This is a genomic window from Microbacterium sp. 05T445 (assembly GCF_056395865.1).
The window spans coordinates 1945920-1965173 of the sequence record NZ_JBFTKJ010000001.1 but is presented as its reverse complement, the minus strand read 5'-3'; the positions used below and the strand labels follow the sequence as shown (position 1 = coordinate 1965173).

Here is a 19254-nt window from a genome sequence, read left to right as displayed (position 1 = left end):
CTGTCCTCGGGCACCGGTCCCCTGCCAGACTGACGGCATGGCCGTCATCGAGAACTCGAAAGTCACCGTCGTCGGAGCCGGCAGCGTCGGCTCGAGCGCCGCGTACGCGGCGCTCATCCGCGGCTCCGCCCGCCACGTCGCGCTCTACGACATCGCCACCCAGAAGGTCGAGGCCGAGGTGCTCGACCTGGCGCACGGCACGCAGTTCACCGGGGCGAGCGACATCATCGGCGGCAGCGACCTGTCGGTCGTCGAGGGTTCGCACGTGGTGGTCATCACCGCGGGCGCGAAGCAGGACCCGGGCCAGACGCGCATCGAGCTCGCGGGCGTGAACGCCCGCATCATGAAGACGATGATGCCGCAGCTGCTGAGCGTGGCACCCGACGCCATCTACGTCATCGTGACCAACCCCTGCGACGTGCTCACGGTGCTCGCGCAGGAGGAGACGGGCCTCCCGCCCGAGCGCATCTTCGCCTCGGGCACGGTGCTCGACACCTCCCGACTGCGCTGGAAGCTCGGCGAGCGTGCCGGCGTGTCGACCTCGAGCGTGCACGCCTACATCGTCGGCGAGCACGGCGACACCGAGTTCCCGCTGTGGTCGAAGGCGACGATCGGCACCGTCCCGATCCTCGAATGGGTCACCCCGCGCGGCGACCGCATGTCCGTCGAGGAGCTCGACCAGATCGCCATCGACGTGCGCGACGCCGCCTACAAGGTCATCCAGGGCAAGGGTGCCACCAACTACGCGATCGGGCTGTCCAGCGCCCGCATCATCGAGGCGATCCTCGGCGACCAGCACGCGGTGCTGCCCGTCTCGCCCGTGCTCCGCGACTTCCACGGGGTCGACGGCGTCGCCCTGTCGGTGCCGTCGGTCGTGAGCGCCGCCGGCGCGACGCCGATCCGCGAGACGCAGTTCGACACGCGTGAGCTCGAGCTCTTCCACGCCTCGGCCGACGCCCTGCGTCAGGTCGCGGACTCGCTGCGTGGCTGACTCTTGAAATGAGCGGATGCCGCGGCGCTCCGCTCCCCTGCTGAGCACGCACGGCCCGGCGCCGGGGCGGTGTCGGGTCCCCGCCGTACGCTGGGGACATGGCCGCAGCCCGACGCCCGACGCAGACCGCGCCCTATCGGTGCACCGAGTGCGGCTGGACCAGCATCAAGTGGGTCGGGCGCTGCGGCGAGTGCCAGCAGTGGGGCACCGTCGTCGAGTCGGTCGAGCAGACCGGCATCCTTCGTTCGGTGACCCCGGTCTCCCCCGGCGCCGCGCGCGCGGCGCAGCCCATCACTCACATCGACACATCCGACGCACCGCGCCGCACGACCGGCGTCGGCGAGTTCGACCGCGTGCTCGGCGGGGGCCTGGTCCCCGGCGCCGCGATCCTGCTCTCCGGCGAGCCCGGCGTCGGCAAGTCCACGCTCCTGCTCGAGGTGGCCGCCCAGTCGGCGCGCGAGGGCCGGCGCGTGCTGTACGCGAGCGCCGAGGAGTCCACCGCGCAGGTGCGGCTGCGTGCCGAGCGCACCGGCGCGCTGCACGACGAGCTCTACCTCGCGAGCGAGACCGACCTCGCGACGATCCTCGGCCACGTCGACGAGGTCCGGCCCGACCTCCTCATCGTCGACTCGGTGCAGACGGTGTCGTCCGCGCTCTCGGAGGGCATGGCGGGCCACCCGTCGCAGGTGCGCGAGGTCGCGGCCACCCTCATCCGCATCGCGAAGGAGCGCGGGCTGCCCACGATCATCGTCGGACACGTCACGAAAGACGGCTCGATCGCCGGTCCCCGCATCCTCGAGCACCTGGTCGACGTGGTCTGCCAGTTCGAGGGCGACCGGCAGACGTCGCTGCGCTTCGTGCGGGCGCTGAAGAACCGCTTCGGCCCGACGGACGAAGTCGGATGCTTCGACATGACCGGCGCCGGCATCGCCGAGGTGGCCGATCCCAGCGCCCTGTTCCTGGGCCACGGCAGCACCGAGCCGGGCACCTGCGTGGCCATCGCGCTCGAAGGCAAGCGGGCGCTCCCCGTCGAGGTGCAGGCGCTGACGATCGACAGCAAGTCGCCGAACCCGCGGCGCATCGTCAACGGCGTCGACGCGGCCCGCGTCGCGACGGTGCTCGCGGTGCTCGAGAAGCGCGTCGACATCCGCACGTCCGACAAGGACGTCTACGTCTCCACCGTCGGCGGCGTACGGTTCACCGAGCCTGCCGCCGACCTGGCGATCGCCCTCGCGGTCGCCGGCGCTGTCATGGGGTGGACGATCCCCCGGCACATCGCCGCCGTCGGCGAACTCAGCCTCGCGGGCGAGGTGCGCCCGGTCACGCAGGCCGCGCAGCGCCGCACCGAGGCCGCCCGTCTCGGCTATCGCGACCTCATCGACGACCGCTCCGGCCGCCTGCGCGGAGCGCTCGACGACGTCCGCACGCGATCCAAGGGTCGTCCCGGCGAAGACATCCCGGAGTTCTGAGCCCGATTCGTCCGCTCAGCGACGCCGCGGCCGCCGCCGCCGCGCGGTGTCGGTCAGCCCCAGTGCGATGGGGATGACGAGTCCGACCGCGCACACGATGCCCACGAGCAGGTAATCCACCCCGTGAGTCTGCCCCGCCGGTCCGCGGCCGGTCGGCTCCACTGCGGAGTGTCTGAAAGGTCCGCGGCCGGCTCTCGGGTCAGGCGTCGAGTGCGGCGATGAGGTCGGCGGGCGCCGCCTGCAGCGGGTGGGGGCCCGCGATGTCGAAGAAGACCGTCGTGATCTCGTCCTGGTGCGTGCCGAGGAACGCCCGCAGCCAGCCCGGCGACTGCAGGGCGACTCCCGGCGGCAGGGTCGCCGGCTTGTGCGCGGCGTCGCTGAACAGCAGCAGCGCGACATCCCCGGTGTTCGGGTCGCGGTAGGTCCACACCTCGCCCACGTCGAGCGGGTTGTCGCGGTGCCCCGGGCGCATCAGCGGCACGACCGTCGGGCCGTGGCGCAGCGCGAACGCGACGGCGGCCATGTCCTGCGTCTGCAAGGCGTCGCCCAGCTGCGTGTTGCGGAACTCCAGAGGTTCCTTCGCCTTCTTCACGCGCTTCTTGCCTGCCACCCGTCCAGCGTAACGGCCCGCGTCGTCCGTCCTTCAGGCCAGGAAGCCGCGCAGCAGGGCCTCGGATCCGGCCAGATGGTCGAGGATGGCCGCCTCGGCGGCATCCGGCCTCCCGGCGAGGATCGCCGTCACGATGTGCTCGTGCTGCGCGTTGGAGTGCTCGATGTTGCGCGGCAGCAGCGGGAACGTGTCGAGCCATTCGTTGACGCGCGCGCGGTTCTCGGCGGCGAGCGCGACCAGCGACGGGATGCCGGCGAGCTCGGCGATCGTCAGGTGCAGCAGCGTGTCGAGCCGGCGGTAGTCGACGGCGGATGCCTCCCCCACCGCTTCGTACCGCGCCCACAGCTCGTCGCGGGCCCCGGCGTCCAGGGCGCGGGCGGCGGCGGCCCGTGCGGCGCCCGCCTCGAGGACGCGGCGCAGCCCGAGGACGTCTTCGAGCTCGGCCTCGGAGACGTCGCGGGGATGCGGCGGTTGCGGCAGCGGATCGGCGACGAACGTGCCGCCGTAGCGACCGCGCCGGCGCACCAGGTAGCCGGTGTCGGCGAGCTCGCGGATCGCCTCGCGCACGGTGTCGCGGCTGACCGCGTACAGCACCGCCAGCTCGCGTTCAGAGGGCAGCGACTCCCCGGGCGCCACGACCCCCAGACGGATGGTCTGCACCAGGCGCGCCACGGTGTCTTCGAGCGCGTTGCCCTCGCGCACCGGCCGGTACACGGCCCGGCGCACCTCCTGCAGCGGGGCATCGGTCATAGCGCGACCTTACAGCGGCGTGACGTACGCGTTGGTGATGCCGCCGTCGACCACGAACGCGGTCGCGGTGATGAACGACGCGTCGTCCGAGGCGAGGAAGGCGACCGAGGCCGCGAGCTCCTCGGGCTCGGCGAACCGGCCCATCGGCACGTGCACGAGCCGGCGCTGCGCGCGCTCGGGGTCCTTGGCGAACAGCTCCTGCAGCAGCGGGGTGTTGACCGGTCCGGGGCACAGCGCGTTGACGCGGATGCCCTGACGTGCGAACTGCACGCCGAGCTCGCGGGTCATCGCGAGCACGCCGCCCTTGGAGGCGGTGTACGAGATCTGCGACGTCGCCGAGCCGAGCAGCGCCACGAACGACGCCGTGTTGATGATCGATCCCTTGCCCGCCGGCACCATGTGGCGCAGCGCCGCGCGCGAGCACAGGTACACGCTCTTGAGGTTGACGTCCTGCACGCGATCCCAGGCGGGCAGCTCCGTCGTTTCGATCGAGTCGTCGTCGGCGGGCGAGATGCCGGCGTTGTTGAACGCGATGTCGATCCTGCCGAACTCCGCGGCGACACCGTCGAAGACCTCGTCGACCTGGGCCTCGTCGGCGACGTTCACCTTGCGGAACACGCCCTCCACCTCGGCGGCGGCGCCCTCGCCGGTGACCGGGTCGAGGTCGGCGATCACGACCTTCGCGCCCTCCGCGGCGAACCGCCGCGCGGTGGCCAGACCGATCCCGGACGCGCCGCCCGTGATGATGGCGACCCGGTCCTTGAGTCGTTGCGTCAGATCCATGGCATTCCTCTCCCGTTCCCCGCTCATTCCGTCGCGAAGAACACGTTCTTGGTCTCGGTGAAGTGCTCGGCGGCGTCGGGGCCGAGCTCGCGGCCCAGGCCCGAGGCCTTCATGCCGCCGAACGGCGTCCAGTACCGCACCGACGAGTGCGAGTTGACCGACAGCACACCGCTCTTGACACCGCGCGACACCCGCACGGCGCGGCCGAGGTTCTCGGTCCAGATCGATCCGGCCAGGCCGTAGACCGTGTCGTTCGCGAGCCGGATCGCGTCCGCCTCGTCGTCGAACGGCAGCACCGCGACGACCGGACCGAAGACCTCCTCACGCGCGATGCGGTCGGTGCGGTCGGCGAGCACCACCGTCGGCGCGAACCAGAAGCCGTCGCCGTCGGGCGCCGACCCGCGGAAGGCGACATCCGCGCCGTCCAGGAAACCCGCGACGGTGGAGCGATGGGATGCCGAGATCAGCGGTCCCATCTCGGTCTCCACGTCTGCGGGGTCGCCGACGCGCCAGGCCCGCACCGCCGGTTCGAGCAGCTCGAGGAACCGGTCGTACACCGAGCGCTCGACGAGGATGCGGCTGCGCGCGCAGCAGTCCTGCCCCGCGTTGTCGAACACGGCACCGGGCGCGGATGCCGCGGCCTTCTCGAGGTCGGCGTCGGCGAAGACGATATTGGCGCTCTTGCCGCCGAGCTCCAGGGTCACGGGCTTGAGCTCGCGTGCGCAGCCGGCGGCGACATCCGTTCCCACCGAGGTGGACCCGGTGAACACGACCTTGCGCACGTCCGGGTGCGAGACGAACCGCTGCCCGACGACGGATCCGGAGCCTGTGACCACCTCGAACAGCCCGGCCGGGAGCCCGGCCTCGAGCGCGAGCTCGCCGAGCCGCATCGCGGTCAGCGGCGTGAGTTCGGCGGGCTTGAGCACGACGGCGTTGCCGGCGGCGAGCGCGGGGGCGAACCCCCACGAGGCGATCGTCATCGGGAAGTTCCACGGCACGATGATCCCGACGACCCCGTACGGCTCGTGGAACGTCACGTCCAGCCCGCCGGCGACCGGGATCTGCTGCCCGCTCAGCCGCTCGGGTGCCCCTGCGTAGAAGTTCAGCACCTGGGCGACGTGCGACGCCTCCCACCGGGCCGACCCGATCGGGTGCCCGGAGTTCAGCACCTCGAGCTGCGCGAGCTCCTCGACGTGCGCCTCGACGACGCGCGCGAACGACCGCAGCGCGTCGGCCCGCGCCACCGGTGGCAGTGCCGCCCACGACCGCTGCGCGACGACGGCGCGCGCGATCGCGGCATCCGTCTCGGCCACACCGGCCCGGGCGATCTCGCGGATCGGCTGCGCGGTCGTCGGGTTGATGACGGTGAAGGTGGCGCTCATGCGGGCTGCACTCCTCGGGACGCGTAGACGGATGCCTCGGCCACCAGGCCCTCGAACAGCCGGCGGTCCTCGTGGTTCTCCTCGGGGTGCCACTGCACGCCCACGAGGTAGCCGTCGCCGTCGGACTCGAACGCCTGCACCAGCCCGTCGTCGGTGCGAGCAGTGACCACGAGCCCCTCGCCCACCCGGTCGATGCCCTGGTGGTGGTAGCTGTGCACGCCGAACCCGCCGGGGCCGACCAGCCCCGCCAGCCGCGAGCCCTCCTCGACCTCGACCTCGTTGACCGCGAACTCGCCGCCGCCGATGCGGTAGCGCTCGGTGCCGAGCGCCTCGGGCAGGTGCTGGTGCAGGGTGCCGCCGCGGGCGACGTTGACGAGCTGGAGCCCGCGGCAGATCGCGAGCACCGGCATCCGTCGCTCCTCCGCGCCGCGGAACAGGGCGAGCTCCCACGCGTCACGGTCGGGCCGGGCGGGGTCGGTGAGCGGATGGCGCTCCGCCCCGTACAGCTCGGGCTGCACGTCGAGCCCCCCGGTGAGGATGAGACCGTCGAGCCCCTCGAGCACCGCCGCGGCCGCCGCGTCGGCGTCGGGCTGCGGCGGCAGCAGCACGGCGATGCCGCCGGACGCCGTCACGGCGTCGAAATACTGCTGCGGCAGGAACGCCGCGCGGACGTCCCACACCCCCTGCTTCGCCTGCTCGAGGTAGGTCGTCAGGCCGATCACCGGCTTGCGATGACGCTTCGTCTCGTCGCTGCGCTCCTCGCCCAGCGACCGGGAAGCCCCGGTCGCTGAGCGAGCGAAGCGAGACGAAACGCGGTCAGAGGCGTTCGAAGCCACGCACCCTCTCCCAATCGGTCACGGCGGCGTCGTAGGCCTCGACCTCGATGCGCGCCTGGTTCAGATAGTGCTCGACCATGTCGTCGCCGAAGGCGGCGCGCGCGATGGCCGACTCGTCGAAGAGCTGCGCCGCCTCGCGCAGCGTCGTGGGCAGGTGGTCGACGCCCGCGGTGTACGCGTTGCCGTCCAGCCGGTCGGGCAGCGGCAGTTCGTGTTCGATGCCGTGCAGCCCGCCCGCGATGATCGCCGAGATGCCGAGGTACGGGTTGACGTCACCACCGGGAACCCGGTTCTCCACGCGAAGCGAGTGCCCGTGACCGATCACGCGCAGCGCGCAGGTGCGGTTGTCGACGCCCCATGCGATGCCGGTCGGCGCGAACGAGCCCTTCGCGAACCGCTTGTACGAGTTGATGTTCGGCGCATACAGCAGGGTGAACTCGCGCATGGTGGCGAGGATGCCGGCGATCCAGTGCTCCATGAGCGGGCTGAAGCCGTTGTCGCCCTCGCCCGCCATGACCGCGTCGCCCGACTCGGAGCGCACCGAGAGGTGGATGTGGCAGCTGTTGCCCTCGCGCTCGTTGAACTTCGCCATGAAGGTCAGCGACTTGCCGTGATTCTCGGCGATCGCCTTCGCGCCGTTCTTGTAGATGGCATGCTGGTCGGCCGTCTCCTGCGCCTCGGCGTAGCGGAAGGCGATCTCCTGCTGACCGAGGTTGCACTCGCCCTTGACGCCCTCGGTGTAGAAGCCGGCCCTGTCCATCGACAGCCGGATGTCGCGCAGCAGCGGCTCGAGCCGCCCCGACGCGAGCAGGTCGTAGTCGACGTTGTAGTCGGTGGACGGCGTGAGGTTCCGGTAGCCCTTGGCCCAGGCATCCCGATACCCGTCGTCGAAGACGATGAACTCGAGCTCGGTGCCCGAGTAGGCGACCAGGCCGCGTTCGGCGAGCCGCTGCCGTTGGCGGTTCAGGATGTCGCGGGGCGACTGCACGACGGGGTCGCCGTTCTCCCACGTGAGGTCGGCGATCACCAGCGCCGAGCCCGGCAGCCACGGGATGCGGCGCAGCGTCGTGGGATCGGGGCGGAGCATCATGTCGCCGTAGCCGGTCTCCCAGCTCGACATCGCGTAGCCGTCGACGGTGTTCATGTCGACGTCGACCGAGAGCAGGTAGTTGCAGGCCTCGGCGCCGTGCGGCAGCACCTCCTCCTGGAACAGCCGCGCCGAGACGCGCTTTCCGACCAGGCGGCCCTGCGCATCGGCGAAGGCGACGACGACAGTGTCGATGTCCCCCGCGGCGATGGCGGCGGTCAGCTGCTCGACGGTGAGGTTGCCCGGCATCCGTCCTCCTCGTGTCCTCGACGTGCGGCGAGAGTGGTGAGCGCGGTCCAGCGAACCGCGCTCACGCGGACACTCTAACCAAATTCCGCTCCAAAGGTAGACACAGCCGACCAATAGGCGCCACAATCGGCGAAAAGCGCATGAGCGCGACCCGAGCGCACCTTCCTTCGTGAATCCTTGGAGAACCGATGTCCCAAGCGAGCAGTGCACCCCAGCCGGACTCTCCGGCATCATCCAACGGCGGCTCCGCCAAGGTCGCAGGAGCGACCTATACACGGGCCGGGCAGGACTACTTCGAGAAGCGCGGCCTGAAACGCAGCGCCGGCGTATGGGGCCTGTGGGGCCTCGCCGTCGCCGCCGTCATCTCGGGCGACTTCTCGGGGTGGAACTTCGGCATCGACTTCGCCGGCTTCGGCGGCATGCTGATCGCCTTCGTCATCCTCGTCGCCATGTACTACGGCATGATCTTCTCGATCGGCGAGATGGCCGCCGCCATGCCGCACACCGGCGGCGCCTACTCGTTCGCGCGTTCGGCGATGGGCCCGTGGGGAGGCCTGGTCACCGGCGCCGCCGAAACCATCGAGTACGTCGCGACCACCGCGGTGATCGTGTACTTCTCAGCCAGCTACGCCGACCACATCACGAGCATCCTGCTCGGCTTCTCGATGCCGGCGTGGGTGTGGTGGGTCATCCTCTACGCGGTGTTCATCGCCCTCAACGCGGCCGGGGCGAGCATCTCGTTCAAGTTCGCGATCGTGGTCTCGATCATCGCCATCGGCGTCATCCTGGTGTTCTCGGTGATGGCGATCTTCTCCGGCCAGTTCAGCTGGGACAAGCTGTTCGACATCGCACCCGACCCCGGCCAGTCGGCGTTCCTGCCGCACGGCGTCATCCCGATCCTGTTCGCCCTGCCGTACGCGATGTGGTTCTTCCTCGGCATCGAGGAGCTCCCGCTGGCCGCGGAGGAGTCGCACAACCCCGTGCGCGACATCCCGCGCGCCGGATTCATCGCACGCACGACCCTCATCGTCACCGGCCTGCTGGTGCTGTTCCTGAACACGGGCGTGGTCGGCGCGGAGGCGACCGGCGTCGCCAGCGAGCCGCTGCTGGACGGCTTCCGGGCGATCGTCGGCGACGAGCTCGCCGCCGTCCTCGCGCTGTTCGCCCTCATCGGCCTGCTCGCATCGCTGCAGGGCATCATGTTCGCCTACGGCCGCAACATGTACTCGCTGTCGCGGGCGGGCTACTACCCGAAGTTCCTGTCGCTCACCGGCAAGCGGGCGACCCCGTGGGTCGCGCTCGTCGTCGGCGCCGTGATCGGCTTCATCGCACTGGTGCTGGTCGACTCGCTCGGCGGAGCCACCGGCGTCGCCGGCGCGATCGTGCTCAACATCGCGATCTGGGGCGCGGTGATCGCCTACACGCTGCAGATGGTGTCGTACGTGATCCTGCGCAAGAAGTTCCCGAACGCGAACCGCCCCTACCGGAGCCCCTGGGGCATCCCCGGCGCGGTCATCGCCGGCGCCGTGTCGGTGCTGATCTTCTTCGGCTTCTTCATCAACGAGCCGGCCCGCCCCGCGATCGTGGCGATCGCGATCGTCTACGTCGTGATCCTCATCGGCTTCGCCATCTACTTCCGACACCGTCTGGTGCTCTCCCCCGAGGAGGAGTACGCGATCTCCGGCGGCACGCACGGCGATCCGCAGTCGGAGGGCTACGACGCGATGGAGACCGAGGTCTTCGACGACAAACCGTAGGTGTCGGTCACACACCCTGTGCGGGGGCGCGGAGCGGGGCGGTCCGGGGGGACGCCCCGCTCCGTCGTGTCACCGGGGTGAGAGCATGAGTGCGTGGAGCCCCTTCGTCGCGTGGTCCTCGTCGTCGCGCTGCTGAACCTCTCCTACTTCGGCGTCGAGTTCGCGGTCGCCCTGTCGATCGGGTCGGTGTCGCTGTTCGCGGACTCGGTGGACTTCCTCGAGGACGGGCTGATCAACATCCTCATCTTCGCCACACTGCCGTGGCCGGCTCACCGCCGTCGCGTCATCGGATCGATCCTCGCGTTCGTGATCCTGATCCCCGCGCTCGCGACGATCTGGACGGCCGTCGTGAAGATCCTCGACCCTTACCCGCCGGCACCGATACCGCTCACCCTCACCGCGACGGGCGCGCTCGCGGTGAACCTCGCGTGCGCGGCACTGCTGGTGCGCCACCGCCATCACGCCGGCAGCCTCACCAAGGCGGCCTGGCTGTCGGCGCGCAACGACGCGATCGCGAACCTGGCGATCATCGCCGTCGGGATCCTCACGGTGTGGTTCGCCACCGGCTGGCTCGACATCGTCGTGGGCGTCGCGATCGGCATCCTCAACGCCGACGCAGCTCGCGTGGTGTGGCTCGCCGCCCGCCGCGAGGTCGATCCGACGCCGTGATCCTTCCGATCGAACGCGACCATGGTGGATCGAGTCCAAGAACCAAACGCTTTGTAGGCAGCCTCTCGGGCCCCTAAGGTGGGGATCAAGCCGAGCTCGCGCTTGAACAGTTCGATCGTCACGACGGCATCCCCAGTGCCCAAGCCTGTCCCCAGCGGGCGTGTGACGACACCGAGCAAAGCCCACGCCCTCGGACGCCGCAGCACCTATCTGCAGCGTCCGAGGGCGATCCGCGCACGGGGGGAGTGCGCGAGGGAGTCAGTGGTCCCAGCCCCAGAGATCCCCAGCAGGCGCGTCGCGGAGGCAGTGCTCCCCAGGTCCGCGCGCGCGCCCAACGCAACGATAGCTTGTCCCCCAAAAGGGGGACAAGTGGGAGATTCGTTTCTCACACGATGTTCATAGGATCAGCACCCGCGATGCCCGCTCGCGGCGAGGGGCGGCGGGTGCTCGCGGCATCGTCCGCGTGGATTCAGTAGAGCAGGAACTGCTTCGGCTGCGTCGAGGGGATGCCGCCGATCTCGACGGCGAGGTGGTACGACGCGCCGCCGCCGGGAGCGCGGGGACGCGTGGCGTCGGCGCACGTGCCGACCGCGGAACGGGTGCGATCCCACGTGAGCGGTGCGGCGCTGGAGACCGTCTGGCCCGCGGCGATCAGCACCACCATGTCGCTCGGCTCGCTCTGGCAGTCGGTCGACCGCCACCACACGTCGTCTCCGCTGGACACGGTGTACGACTGCGCGCTCGTGCCGACGTTCAGGGTGCAGTCGGCGCCGTTGTTGGTGAGCTTGATCGAGAACTGCGGGTTCTGGTCGCCGGCGTAGGTGTCGGCGGTCGTGACGGGCTCGACGACGATCTGGCTCGCAACGCACGGCTGCGCGGTCGGCGTCGCGCCGGGCGTCGGCGTCTGGCCCTGCACCACGGCGCCCTCGACGGCACCGGCATCGGTCGCGCCGCCGGTCGCCTGCGACTGCGGAACCGGCAGCGAATCGGCCGTGTTCTGCGCCTGCGGCTTGTCGTCGCCGTCCTTGGGCTCGTTCGCCGACCCCGCCCACGGCTGGGCGATCAGCAGCCACACCACACCGGCGATGACGAGCAGCGCGAGCAGCAGCACGACCAGACGCCGGCGACGGTACACCGCCGGGGAGTGGCGGCGTCGCGGAGTGGAGCCGGTCATGCTGACAGGCTAACCGCGGGCGCGGCCTTCGCCGGTCGGCGCGCCCCGGATGCCGCCACCTCGCCGGCTGCCGACCTCAGAGTCGCTTGAGCATGCGGGTGTTGCCGAGCGTGTTGGGCTTCACGTGCGCGAGGTCGAGGAACTCCGCGACACCTTCGTCAGGCGAGCGGATCAGCTGCGAGTACACGTCGGGGTCGACCACCTGCTCGCCGATCTGCTCGAAGCCGCGGCGGGTGAAGAAGTCCACCTCGAAGGTGAGGCAGAACAGGCGCGTGAGCCCGAGCACCCGGGCGTTCTCCTCCAGGCGCTCGACGATCGCGCGGCCCACGCCGTGGTGCAGCCATCCGTCAGCGACGATGAGCGTGCGGACCTCGCCGAGGTCCTCCCACATGACGTGCAGCGCGCCGCACCCGATCAGGTCGCCGTTCTCGTCCTCGGCGACCACGAACTGCTGCGTCGCCTCGTACAGGACGACGAGATCCTTGCCCAGCAGGATGCGCCGCTGCACGAACGGCTCCAGGAGCGCTTGGATGCGAGGGACATCGCGCGTGCGCGCCGGCCGGACGGTGAACTCTGCCACCCGTCAAGCGTAGAGCCGCACACGACCCCGACGACCACGAAGAGCGGATGCCGCCGGCATCCGCTCTTCGTGTCGTGACGTTGTTACGCGTTGGCCGCGAGGTCGGGCGTCGCGGTGATCTCGCCGTTGTGCACGACGCCGATCGCCACCTTGTCGCCGCGCGGTCCGTGCTCGAAGACGAACTCGCCGTCCACGGCATCCACCTTCACGTGGTCGCCCGCGTCGAGCTCGCCGTGCAGGATCTTCTCCGACAGGCGGTCCTCGACCTCGCGCTGCATCGCACGACGCAGCGGCCGGGCGCCGAGCGCCGGGTCGAAGCCGATCTCGATCAGCTTGTCCTTGGCGGCATCCGTCAGCTCGATCGTCATGTCGCGGTCCAGCAGACGCTCACCGAGGCGCTTGGTGAACAGGCCCACGATCTGGCGCAGCTCGTCCTTGTCGAGCTGCGGGAAGACGATGATGTCGTCGACGCGGTTGAGGAACTCGGGCTTGAAATTGCGCTTGAGCTCCTCGTTGACCTTGCCCTTCATCCGCTCGTAGGTCGTGCCGGCGTTGCCCTCGACCTGGAAGCCCACGGGGCCTCCGGCGATCGCCGACGAACCGAGGTTCGTCGTCATGATGATCACCGTGTTCTTGAAGTCGATGACGCGACCCTGACCGTCGGTCAGGCGACCCTCTTCGAGGATCTGCAGCAGCGAGTTGAAGATGTCGGGGTGCGCCTTCTCGATCTCGTCGAAGAGCACGACCGAGAACGGCTTGCGGCGCACCTTCTCGGTGAGCTGGCCGCCCTCTTCGAACCCGACGAACCCGGGAGGGGCGCCGAACAGACGAGACACGGTGTGCTTCTCACCGAACTCCGACATATCGAGCGAGATCAGCGCGGCCTCGTCGTCGAAGAGGAACTCCGCGAGCGCCTTGGCGAGCTCGGTCTTTCCGACACCGGTGGGGCCGGCGAAGATGAACGAGCCCGACGGGCGCTTCGGGTCCTTGAGGCCCGCACGCTGGCGACGGATCGTCTTGGAGAGGGCGGCGATCGCCTCCTCCTGGCCGATGACGCGCTGGTGCAGCGCCTTCTCCATGAAGACGAGGCGGCTCGACTCCTCCTCGGTCAGCTTGAAGACCGGGATGCCGGTGGCCTGCGCGAGCACCTCGGCGATCAGGCCCTCGTCGACCACGGCGTGGGTGGCGACGTCGCCCGAGCGCCACTGCTTCTCCAGGCGCAGGCGCTCGGCGAGGAGGGACTTCTCCTCGTCGCGCAGCGATGCGGCCTTCTCGAAGTCCTGGTCCTCGGAGGCGCGCTCCTTGTCCTCACGGACCTTGGCGATCTTCTCGTCGAACTCGCGCAGCTCCGGCGGGCTGGACAGGATCGACAGGCGCAGGCGGGCGCCGGCCTCGTCGATCAGGTCGATGGCCTTGTCGGGGAGGAAGCGGTCCGAGATGTAGCGGTCGGCGAGGTTCGCCGCCGCGACGATCGCGCCGTCGGTGATCTGCACCTTGTGGTGCGCCTCGTAGCGGTCGCGAAGCCCCTTCAGGATGTTGATCGCGTGGGGCAGGCTCGGCTCGGCGACCTGGATCGGCTGGAAGCGGCGCTCGAGCGCGGCATCCTTCTCGAAGTGCTTGCGGTACTCGTCGAGCGTGGTCGCACCGATCGTCTGGAGCTCGCCACGGGCGAGGAGGGGCTTGAGGATCGACGCGGCGTCGATCGCGCCCTCGGCGGCACCGGCACCCACGAGGGTGTGGATCTCGTCGATGAAGACGATGATGTCGCCGCGCGTGCGGATCTCCTTGGTGACCTTCTTCAGACGCTCCTCGAAGTCGCCGCGGTAGCGGGAACCGGCGATGAGCGAGCCGAGGTCGAGCGAGTAGAGCTGCTTGTCCTTGAGGGTCTCGGGCACGTCGCCCTTCACGATGGCCTGTGCGAGGCCCTCGACGACCGCCGTCTTTCCGACACCGGGCTCGCCGATGAGGACGGGGTTGTTCTTGGAGCGGCGCGACAGGATCTGCATCACGCGCTCGATCTCCTTCTCGCGCCCGATGACCGGGTCGAGCTTGTTGTCGCGCGCGGCCTGCGTGAGGTTGCGGCCGAACTGGTCGAGCACCTGCGAGCCGCCGGCCGTCGTGCCCTGGGTCTGCTCGCCGGCGCCGGAGGCGACACCCGCGGGCTCCTTGCCCTGGTAGCCCGAGAGCAGCTGGATGACCTGCTGGCGCACCTTGTTGAGGTCGGCGCCGAGCTTGACGAGCACCTGGGCGGCCACGCCCTCGCCCTCGCGGATGAGGCCGAGCAGGATGTGCTCCGTGCCGATGTAGTTGTGGCCGAGCTGCAGCGCCTCGCGGAGGCTGAGCTCGAGCACCTTCTTGGCGCGCGGGGTGAAGGGGATGTGACCGGTCGGCTGCTGCTGGCCCTGGCCGATGATGTCCTGCACCTGCTCGCGCACGGCGTCGAGCGAGATGCCGAGGCTCTCGAGGGCCTTGGCGGCGACGCCTTCACCCTCGTGGATCAGCCCGAGCAGGATGTGCTCCGTGCCGATGTAGTTGTGGTTGAGCATCTTCGCCTCTTCCTGGGCGAGGACGACCACACGACGGGCACGGTCGGTGAATCTCTCGAACATCGTTCACTCCTCCTGGGCGGTGCGGGTCTGCTGAGCCCGCCTCGCCTTACATCGAGGGTAACGACGCGGTGCGCAGCGTACGGCCGTGTTCGCCGTGGGCATAGCGCCTCCCGCATGACGTGTTCTGGTGGCGGATGCCTTGACCTCCGGCATCCATCCGACATATCGTTTTTCGATACCAACGTTTATCGATATGGAGCGGGTACATGCCGTGGAGTTTCCTCGCACTCTGGGTCGGGCTGCCGATCCTCGTCGCGACGATCGTCGTCACCGTCATGGTGCGCAGCAGACGGGGCGACCGCGCCACCGCGCTGTCACGCGTGGAGGAATGGGTCGTCGCATTGGTCGGCACCGGGGCTCTCCTGGTCGCCGGGGGCAGCGCGGTGTTCCTCGTCATGGCGGGGACGCAGGCGTTCTCGGCGGAGCCGTCGCGGGTGGCAGGCTTCCCCGTCGCGAACGCGCCGGTGCCGGGCTTCACCGAGAAGTCCGACGCCATCGTCGGCGCCGGCTACGAGTCGGTGTGGCTCGAGGTGGCGGGGCTCCCGGCCGGCACTCGCTGGCTCCTGTACCTGGAGGTGGCGCTTCCGCTGATCGCAGCGCTGTCGATCGGAGTGGCGGTGATGTGGCTCGCGATCGCCCTCCTGCGCGGGCGTCCGTTCGTGCGGTCGCTCCCGAATGTCGTCGGCGTCGCCTCGATCGCGGTGCTCGTCGGCGGACTGGGCTCGCAGGTGCTCGCGAGTGCCGCCCAGGCATCGGTGGTCACGTTCCTCGGCGAACGCGAGATGACCGCCGGCGACAGCGGCGACGGACCCTACGAAGGGTTCATGGCGTGGAGCCTCAGCCTCGACCTGGCGCCGGTGGGCTGGGCGCTCGGCCTCGCACTGGTCGCGGCGGCGTTCCAGATCGGCGTCCGCATGCAGAAGGACACGGAGGCACTGGTGTGATGAACGTCGGATGGGGAGATCCGGCCGGCGTCGCGATCGCGGCGCTCGTTGCCCTCGCGATCATCGCCGGTGCGCTCAGCGTGCTGGTGTGGGATGCCCGCCGCCGGCGCGTCGCTTCGGTGGTGTTGGACGTCACGGGCGCGGTGGCGCGCGTGTGGGTCGCCATCGTCGCCCTCGGCGCGGTCGCCGGGGTGGTGGCGTTGTTCCTCTCGCCGACGACGACGATCACGGGCCTGCCTGTGAGCGTCGAATGGCCGCTCGCGCTGCCGTGCCGGCAGCCGGGCAGCTCCGGGTTCGCCGAGCCGACGCTGTACTGCGCGACGATCCCCACGGCGACAGCCGAGATCAGCGCGCTGTCGGCCGGGGTGAAAACGATCCTGCTCTCCGGCAGCCTGTTCGCTTGGGTGCTGGCGGCGGTCCCGGGACTCCTCGTCGCGATGCTGTGCCGGCTGGCTGCGGCCGGCAAGCCGTTCGCCGGGGCCGCATCGCGCTGGCTGATGATCTCGGCCGTCTCGGTGCTCGTGGCGGGCATCACTTCCGAGGTGCTCTTGATCGTGGGGCGCTACCTCGCCGCGCACGAGGTGTTCCCAGGCTCCTGGACGGGCGAGGCGGCCACGGCACCCTCGGGCTTCACCATGACGCTGCCGCTGTGGCCGATCGGCGCGGCGCTCGCCCTCGCGGCGCTGGCAGTGATCTTCCGCCACGGTGCCCGCCTGCAGCGCGAGACGGACCTGATGGTATGAGCCCCGCCGACGACGAAGGCCCCTCCGGCGTCCACTGCCGCCTCGACGAACTGCTCGAGGAGCGCGGCATGACGCTCACGCGGCTGTCGGAACTCGTCGGGGTGTCGGTCGTGAACCTGTCGATCCTGAAGAACGACCGGGCCCGCGCCATCCGCTACTCGACGCTGTCGGCCATCTGCCGCGCGCTGGACTGCGAGATCGGCGACCTGCTGGTGCGGGCGGACTGAGGGATCCCGGATGCCGCGGCCCGCGGCATCCGGGATCACCCTCGTCAGTCGTGGCCGATGATGGGGATCCGCACGTTGTCGAACTCGGCGCCGGTGAGGATCGCGAAGGTCTCGACGTCGTCGTCGAGGTCGGCGGTGACCTGCGCGACGGTGCCGCGCGGGGCCATGTCCATCGTGCAGACCTGGTCGGCGGGCGGGGTCGCGAAGGTCACGGTGACCTCGGTCGTGCTCGTCGCCTCGACGTTCTCGATCACCGGCGGGCAGGACGACGAACCCCACGTGACGATCACGAACTGGCCGTTGTCGGCCCAACCTGCGCTCGGGAGGTAGTCGGTCTCGGCGTCGGCCGTCAGTCCCGTCACGCCGTCGAGGTCGGTGTCGCCGGTGTAGGCGCCCGTCACCCGGATCTCGAGATCCTGCGCCGGGTCGACGCCGTCCGGGAGCCCCACGAGCGTCGCACGCGGCACCATGTCGCGGGTGCAGGCGGTGTCGCCGGGCGGGTCGGCGAGCTCGACCTCGAGCACGCCGTCCGCGTAGGACACGTCGGAGGCGATCGGAACGCACGTCGACGACCCCTGCGTGACCAGGGCGACCATGCGGCCGTTGTCGACCCAGGCCGCGTCGACCTCGATCTCGGTACCCGCGCCGGAGGACGTCTCCGACCCCGACGGCGCCGGGGTACTCCCCGATCCGGCGGGCGTGGCGCAGGCGGTCAGGATGCCGGCGGCCAGGAGCGCGAGGCCGAGACCGGCGACCAGTGAACGAGAGCGAACGAGCATGCGAGCCTCCTCGGTGTCGCGGATGCCATCCCCCCGGCATCCGTCATCCCTATCGTGTCGCAAAAGGACCCGGAATCTCATCAGGCCGATCACGCGGAGGTCACGATCCGCCGGGAGATCGCCCTACTGCAGCGCGGACGTCAGACGCGCGAGGTTGTCGAGGACGGTGGAGCGCAGCGGCTGCTTCTCCCACTCCTCGAGGGTGAGTTCACGCGACAGCGATCGGTAACGGTCTTCGACCGCGCGCATCTCGCGCACGAACTCCTCGCCGCGCACGAGCATCGAGATCTCCATGTTGAGACCGAACGAGCGCATGTCCATGTTGCTGGAGCCGACGATCGCGACCTCGTCGTCGATGGTGAGGCTCTTGGTGTGCAGGATGAACGGCTTCTTGTACATCCAGATCTTCACGCCCGCACGCAGCAGCGCCTCGTAGTAGCTGCGCTGCGCGTGGTAGACGATCGCCTGATCGCCCTCCTCCGACACGAACAGCTCGACGTGGATGCCGCGCTGGCACGCCGTCGTGATCGCCAGCAGCAGCGCCTCGTCGGGGACGAAATAAGGGCTGACGACGATGATCTTGCGCTGGGCGGCGTACAGCAGGGCCGCGAACAGCTTGAGGTTGTTCTCGAACTCGAACCCGGGACCGGACGGCACGATCTGGCAGTCGAGATCGCCCGGGCCGCTGGTCACGTCGAACAGCTCGATGTCGTCGGTGAGCACCTCGTCGGTCTCGCTGTACCAGTCCGACAGGAAGACCGCGTTGACGGATGCCACCACCGGGCCCTCGATGCGGGCCATCAGGTCGACCCAGTGCAGGCCGCGCTTGATGTTCTTCTTGAGGTTGTACGTCGAGTCGGTGATGTTCTGCGAGCCCGTGAACGCGACCTTGCCGTCGACGACGAGGAGCTTGCGGTGGTTGCGCAGATCGGGTCGCTGGTACTTGCCCTTCAGCGGCTGCACCGGGAGCATCAGGTGCCACTGCGCGCCCATCGCGGTCAGACGCCGCAGGGTCCGCTTGTAGAACGGCTTGCCGCGATTGGCCCAGTGGTCCAGCAGCACCCGCACCGGCACGCCGCGTGCGGCGACCTCTTCGAGCGCACGGAAGAGGTTGTCGGTGGAGGCATCCGACTGGAAGATGTAGAACTCGACGTGTACGTAGCGCTGCGCCCGGCGGATCTCGTCCGCCATCGCGTCGAGACTCTCCTGGTAGTCGGGGATGAGGTGCGCCGCATTGTCGCCGGCGAGGGGCATGGCGCCGAGATTGCGGTTGAGGGTGACCAGCGAGGTGAACCAGAGCGGGGCGTGCGGGCGCAGCGTCCCGAAGTCCAGCGACGCGCTGGTGTCGTGGATGTAGTCGTTGATGCGCTCCTGCTTGCGCCGGCGCTTGCGCGGCAGGCGCGGGTTGCCGATCAGCAGGAACAGGAACACCCCGATGATCGGGATGAAGTAGATGGCCAGCAGCCACGCCATCGCCGCGGTCGGGCGCCGGTTGCGGGGCACCACGATGATCGCGGTGACGCGGATCACGATGTCGACGATGAAGACGAGCACCAGCCACCACGTCGCATCGATCGTGATGGTGAACATCTGCCGGTGCCTCTCGAGGGTGCCG

At 69.8% G+C, this 19254-nt stretch carries 18 protein-coding genes; 7 read left to right on the top strand and 11 right to left on the bottom strand.

Going from position 1 to position 19254, the window contains the following annotated elements:
- Positions 1-37: 37 nt before the first annotated feature.
- Together AC1DDU_RS09330 and radA are read left to right on the top strand one after the other, a co-directional pair.
- Positions 38-991: an L-lactate dehydrogenase gene (locus tag AC1DDU_RS09330; RefSeq protein WP_477433292.1), complete on the top strand. Its 954-nt coding sequence runs from the start codon at positions 38-40 to the stop codon at positions 989-991.
- A 98-nt stretch (positions 992-1089) separates the two neighbouring features.
- On the top strand, positions 1090-2460 hold the full coding sequence (radA, locus tag AC1DDU_RS09325; protein WP_477433290.1) for a DNA repair protein RadA: 1371 nt from the start codon (positions 1090-1092) through the stop codon (positions 2458-2460).
- Between the two features lie 199 nt (positions 2461-2659).
- Here the strand turns inward: radA and AC1DDU_RS09320 are convergent, their stop codons facing one another.
- From AC1DDU_RS09320 to AC1DDU_RS09295, 6 genes are all read right to left on the bottom strand, one after another.
- Positions 2660-3070: a dehydrogenase gene (locus tag AC1DDU_RS09320; protein ID WP_477433288.1), complete on the bottom strand. Its 411-nt coding sequence runs from the start codon at positions 3068-3070 to the stop codon at positions 2660-2662.
- Between the two features lie 33 nt (positions 3071-3103).
- Positions 3104-3820 carry a FadR/GntR family transcriptional regulator gene (locus tag AC1DDU_RS09315; protein WP_477433286.1) on the bottom strand — a complete coding sequence of 239 codons (717 nt, stop codon included), beginning with the start codon at positions 3818-3820 and terminating at the stop codon, positions 3104-3106.
- A gap of 9 nt (positions 3821-3829) precedes the next feature.
- Entirely contained in the window at positions 3830-4603 is a 774-nt protein-coding gene (locus tag AC1DDU_RS09310) for a 3-oxoacyl-ACP reductase (RefSeq protein WP_477433284.1), read from the bottom strand.
- Positions 4604-4626: 23 nt separating this feature from the next.
- Positions 4627-5985 (bottom strand): aldehyde dehydrogenase family protein, encoded by a 1359-nt coding sequence (locus AC1DDU_RS09305; protein WP_477433282.1) that lies wholly within the window; start codon positions 5983-5985, stop codon positions 4627-4629.
- Positions 5982-6707: a gamma-glutamyl-gamma-aminobutyrate hydrolase family protein gene (locus tag AC1DDU_RS09300; RefSeq protein ID WP_477433476.1), complete on the bottom strand. Its 726-nt coding sequence runs from the start codon at positions 6705-6707 to the stop codon at positions 5982-5984. Before AC1DDU_RS09300 ends, AC1DDU_RS09305 begins: the two co-directional genes overlap by 4 nt.
- A 94-nt stretch (positions 6708-6801) precedes the next feature.
- The gene (locus AC1DDU_RS09295) at positions 6802-8157 is read right to left on the bottom strand and encodes a glutamine synthetase family protein (RefSeq protein ID WP_477433281.1); all 1356 of its coding nucleotides are present in this window, start codon (positions 8155-8157) and stop codon (positions 6802-6804) included.
- Between the two features lie 188 nt (positions 8158-8345).
- On the opposite strand from AC1DDU_RS09295, the gene AC1DDU_RS09290 reads away from it, so the two are divergent.
- A complete protein-coding gene (locus AC1DDU_RS09290) occupies positions 8346-9914 on the top strand; it encodes an amino acid permease (protein WP_477433279.1) in 1569 nt (522 codons plus the stop codon).
- A gap of 93 nt (positions 9915-10007) precedes the next feature.
- The gene (locus AC1DDU_RS09285; protein ID WP_477433278.1) at positions 10008-10583 is read left to right on the top strand and encodes a cation efflux transmembrane domain-containing protein; all 576 of its coding nucleotides are present in this window, start codon (positions 10008-10010) and stop codon (positions 10581-10583) included.
- A gap of 469 nt (positions 10584-11052) precedes the next feature.
- Here AC1DDU_RS09285 and AC1DDU_RS09280 read toward each other — a convergent pair whose 3' ends face one another.
- From AC1DDU_RS09280 to AC1DDU_RS09270, 3 genes are all read right to left on the bottom strand, one after another.
- Positions 11053-11757 (bottom strand): hypothetical protein, encoded by a 705-nt coding sequence (locus tag AC1DDU_RS09280; protein ID WP_477433276.1) that lies wholly within the window; start codon positions 11755-11757, stop codon positions 11053-11055.
- 76 nt (positions 11758-11833) lie between these two features.
- Complete coding sequence (locus AC1DDU_RS09275; RefSeq protein WP_477433274.1) at positions 11834-12337, bottom strand: amino-acid N-acetyltransferase; 504 nt, start codon at positions 12335-12337, stop codon at positions 11834-11836.
- An 83-nt stretch (positions 12338-12420) separates the two neighbouring features.
- Positions 12421-14946, bottom strand: a complete 2526-nt coding sequence (locus AC1DDU_RS09270; RefSeq protein ID WP_477433272.1) for an ATP-dependent Clp protease ATP-binding subunit — start codon at positions 14944-14946, stop codon at positions 12421-12423.
- 206 nt (positions 14947-15152) lie between these two features.
- Here AC1DDU_RS09270 and AC1DDU_RS09265 point away from each other — a divergent pair, with 206 nt between their 5' ends.
- Genes AC1DDU_RS09265 through AC1DDU_RS09255 form a run of 3 tightly spaced genes read left to right on the top strand, consistent with a single transcriptional unit; the run spans position 15153 to position 16860 of the window.
- A complete protein-coding gene (locus tag AC1DDU_RS09265) occupies positions 15153-15890 on the top strand; it encodes a hypothetical protein (RefSeq protein ID WP_477433270.1) in 738 nt (245 codons plus the stop codon).
- A complete protein-coding gene (locus AC1DDU_RS09260) occupies positions 15887-16633 on the top strand; it encodes a hypothetical protein (RefSeq protein WP_477433269.1) in 747 nt (248 codons plus the stop codon). The genes AC1DDU_RS09265 and AC1DDU_RS09260 overlap by 4 nt, the downstream gene beginning before the upstream one ends.
- Complete coding sequence (locus AC1DDU_RS09255; protein ID WP_477433267.1) at positions 16630-16860, top strand: helix-turn-helix domain-containing protein; 231 nt, start codon at positions 16630-16632, stop codon at positions 16858-16860. The genes AC1DDU_RS09260 and AC1DDU_RS09255 overlap by 4 nt, the downstream gene beginning before the upstream one ends.
- A 44-nt stretch (positions 16861-16904) precedes the next feature.
- On the opposite strand, the gene AC1DDU_RS09250 is transcribed toward AC1DDU_RS09255, so the two are convergent.
- Positions 16905-17639, bottom strand: coding sequence for a hypothetical protein (locus AC1DDU_RS09250; RefSeq protein WP_477433266.1), 735 nt, complete (start codon positions 17637-17639; stop codon positions 16905-16907).
- 123 nt (positions 17640-17762) lie between these two features.
- The gene (gene cls, locus AC1DDU_RS09245) at positions 17763-19229 is read right to left on the bottom strand and encodes a cardiolipin synthase (protein ID WP_477433264.1); all 1467 of its coding nucleotides are present in this window, start codon (positions 19227-19229) and stop codon (positions 17763-17765) included.
- Between the last annotated feature and the right edge of the window lie 25 nt (positions 19230-19254).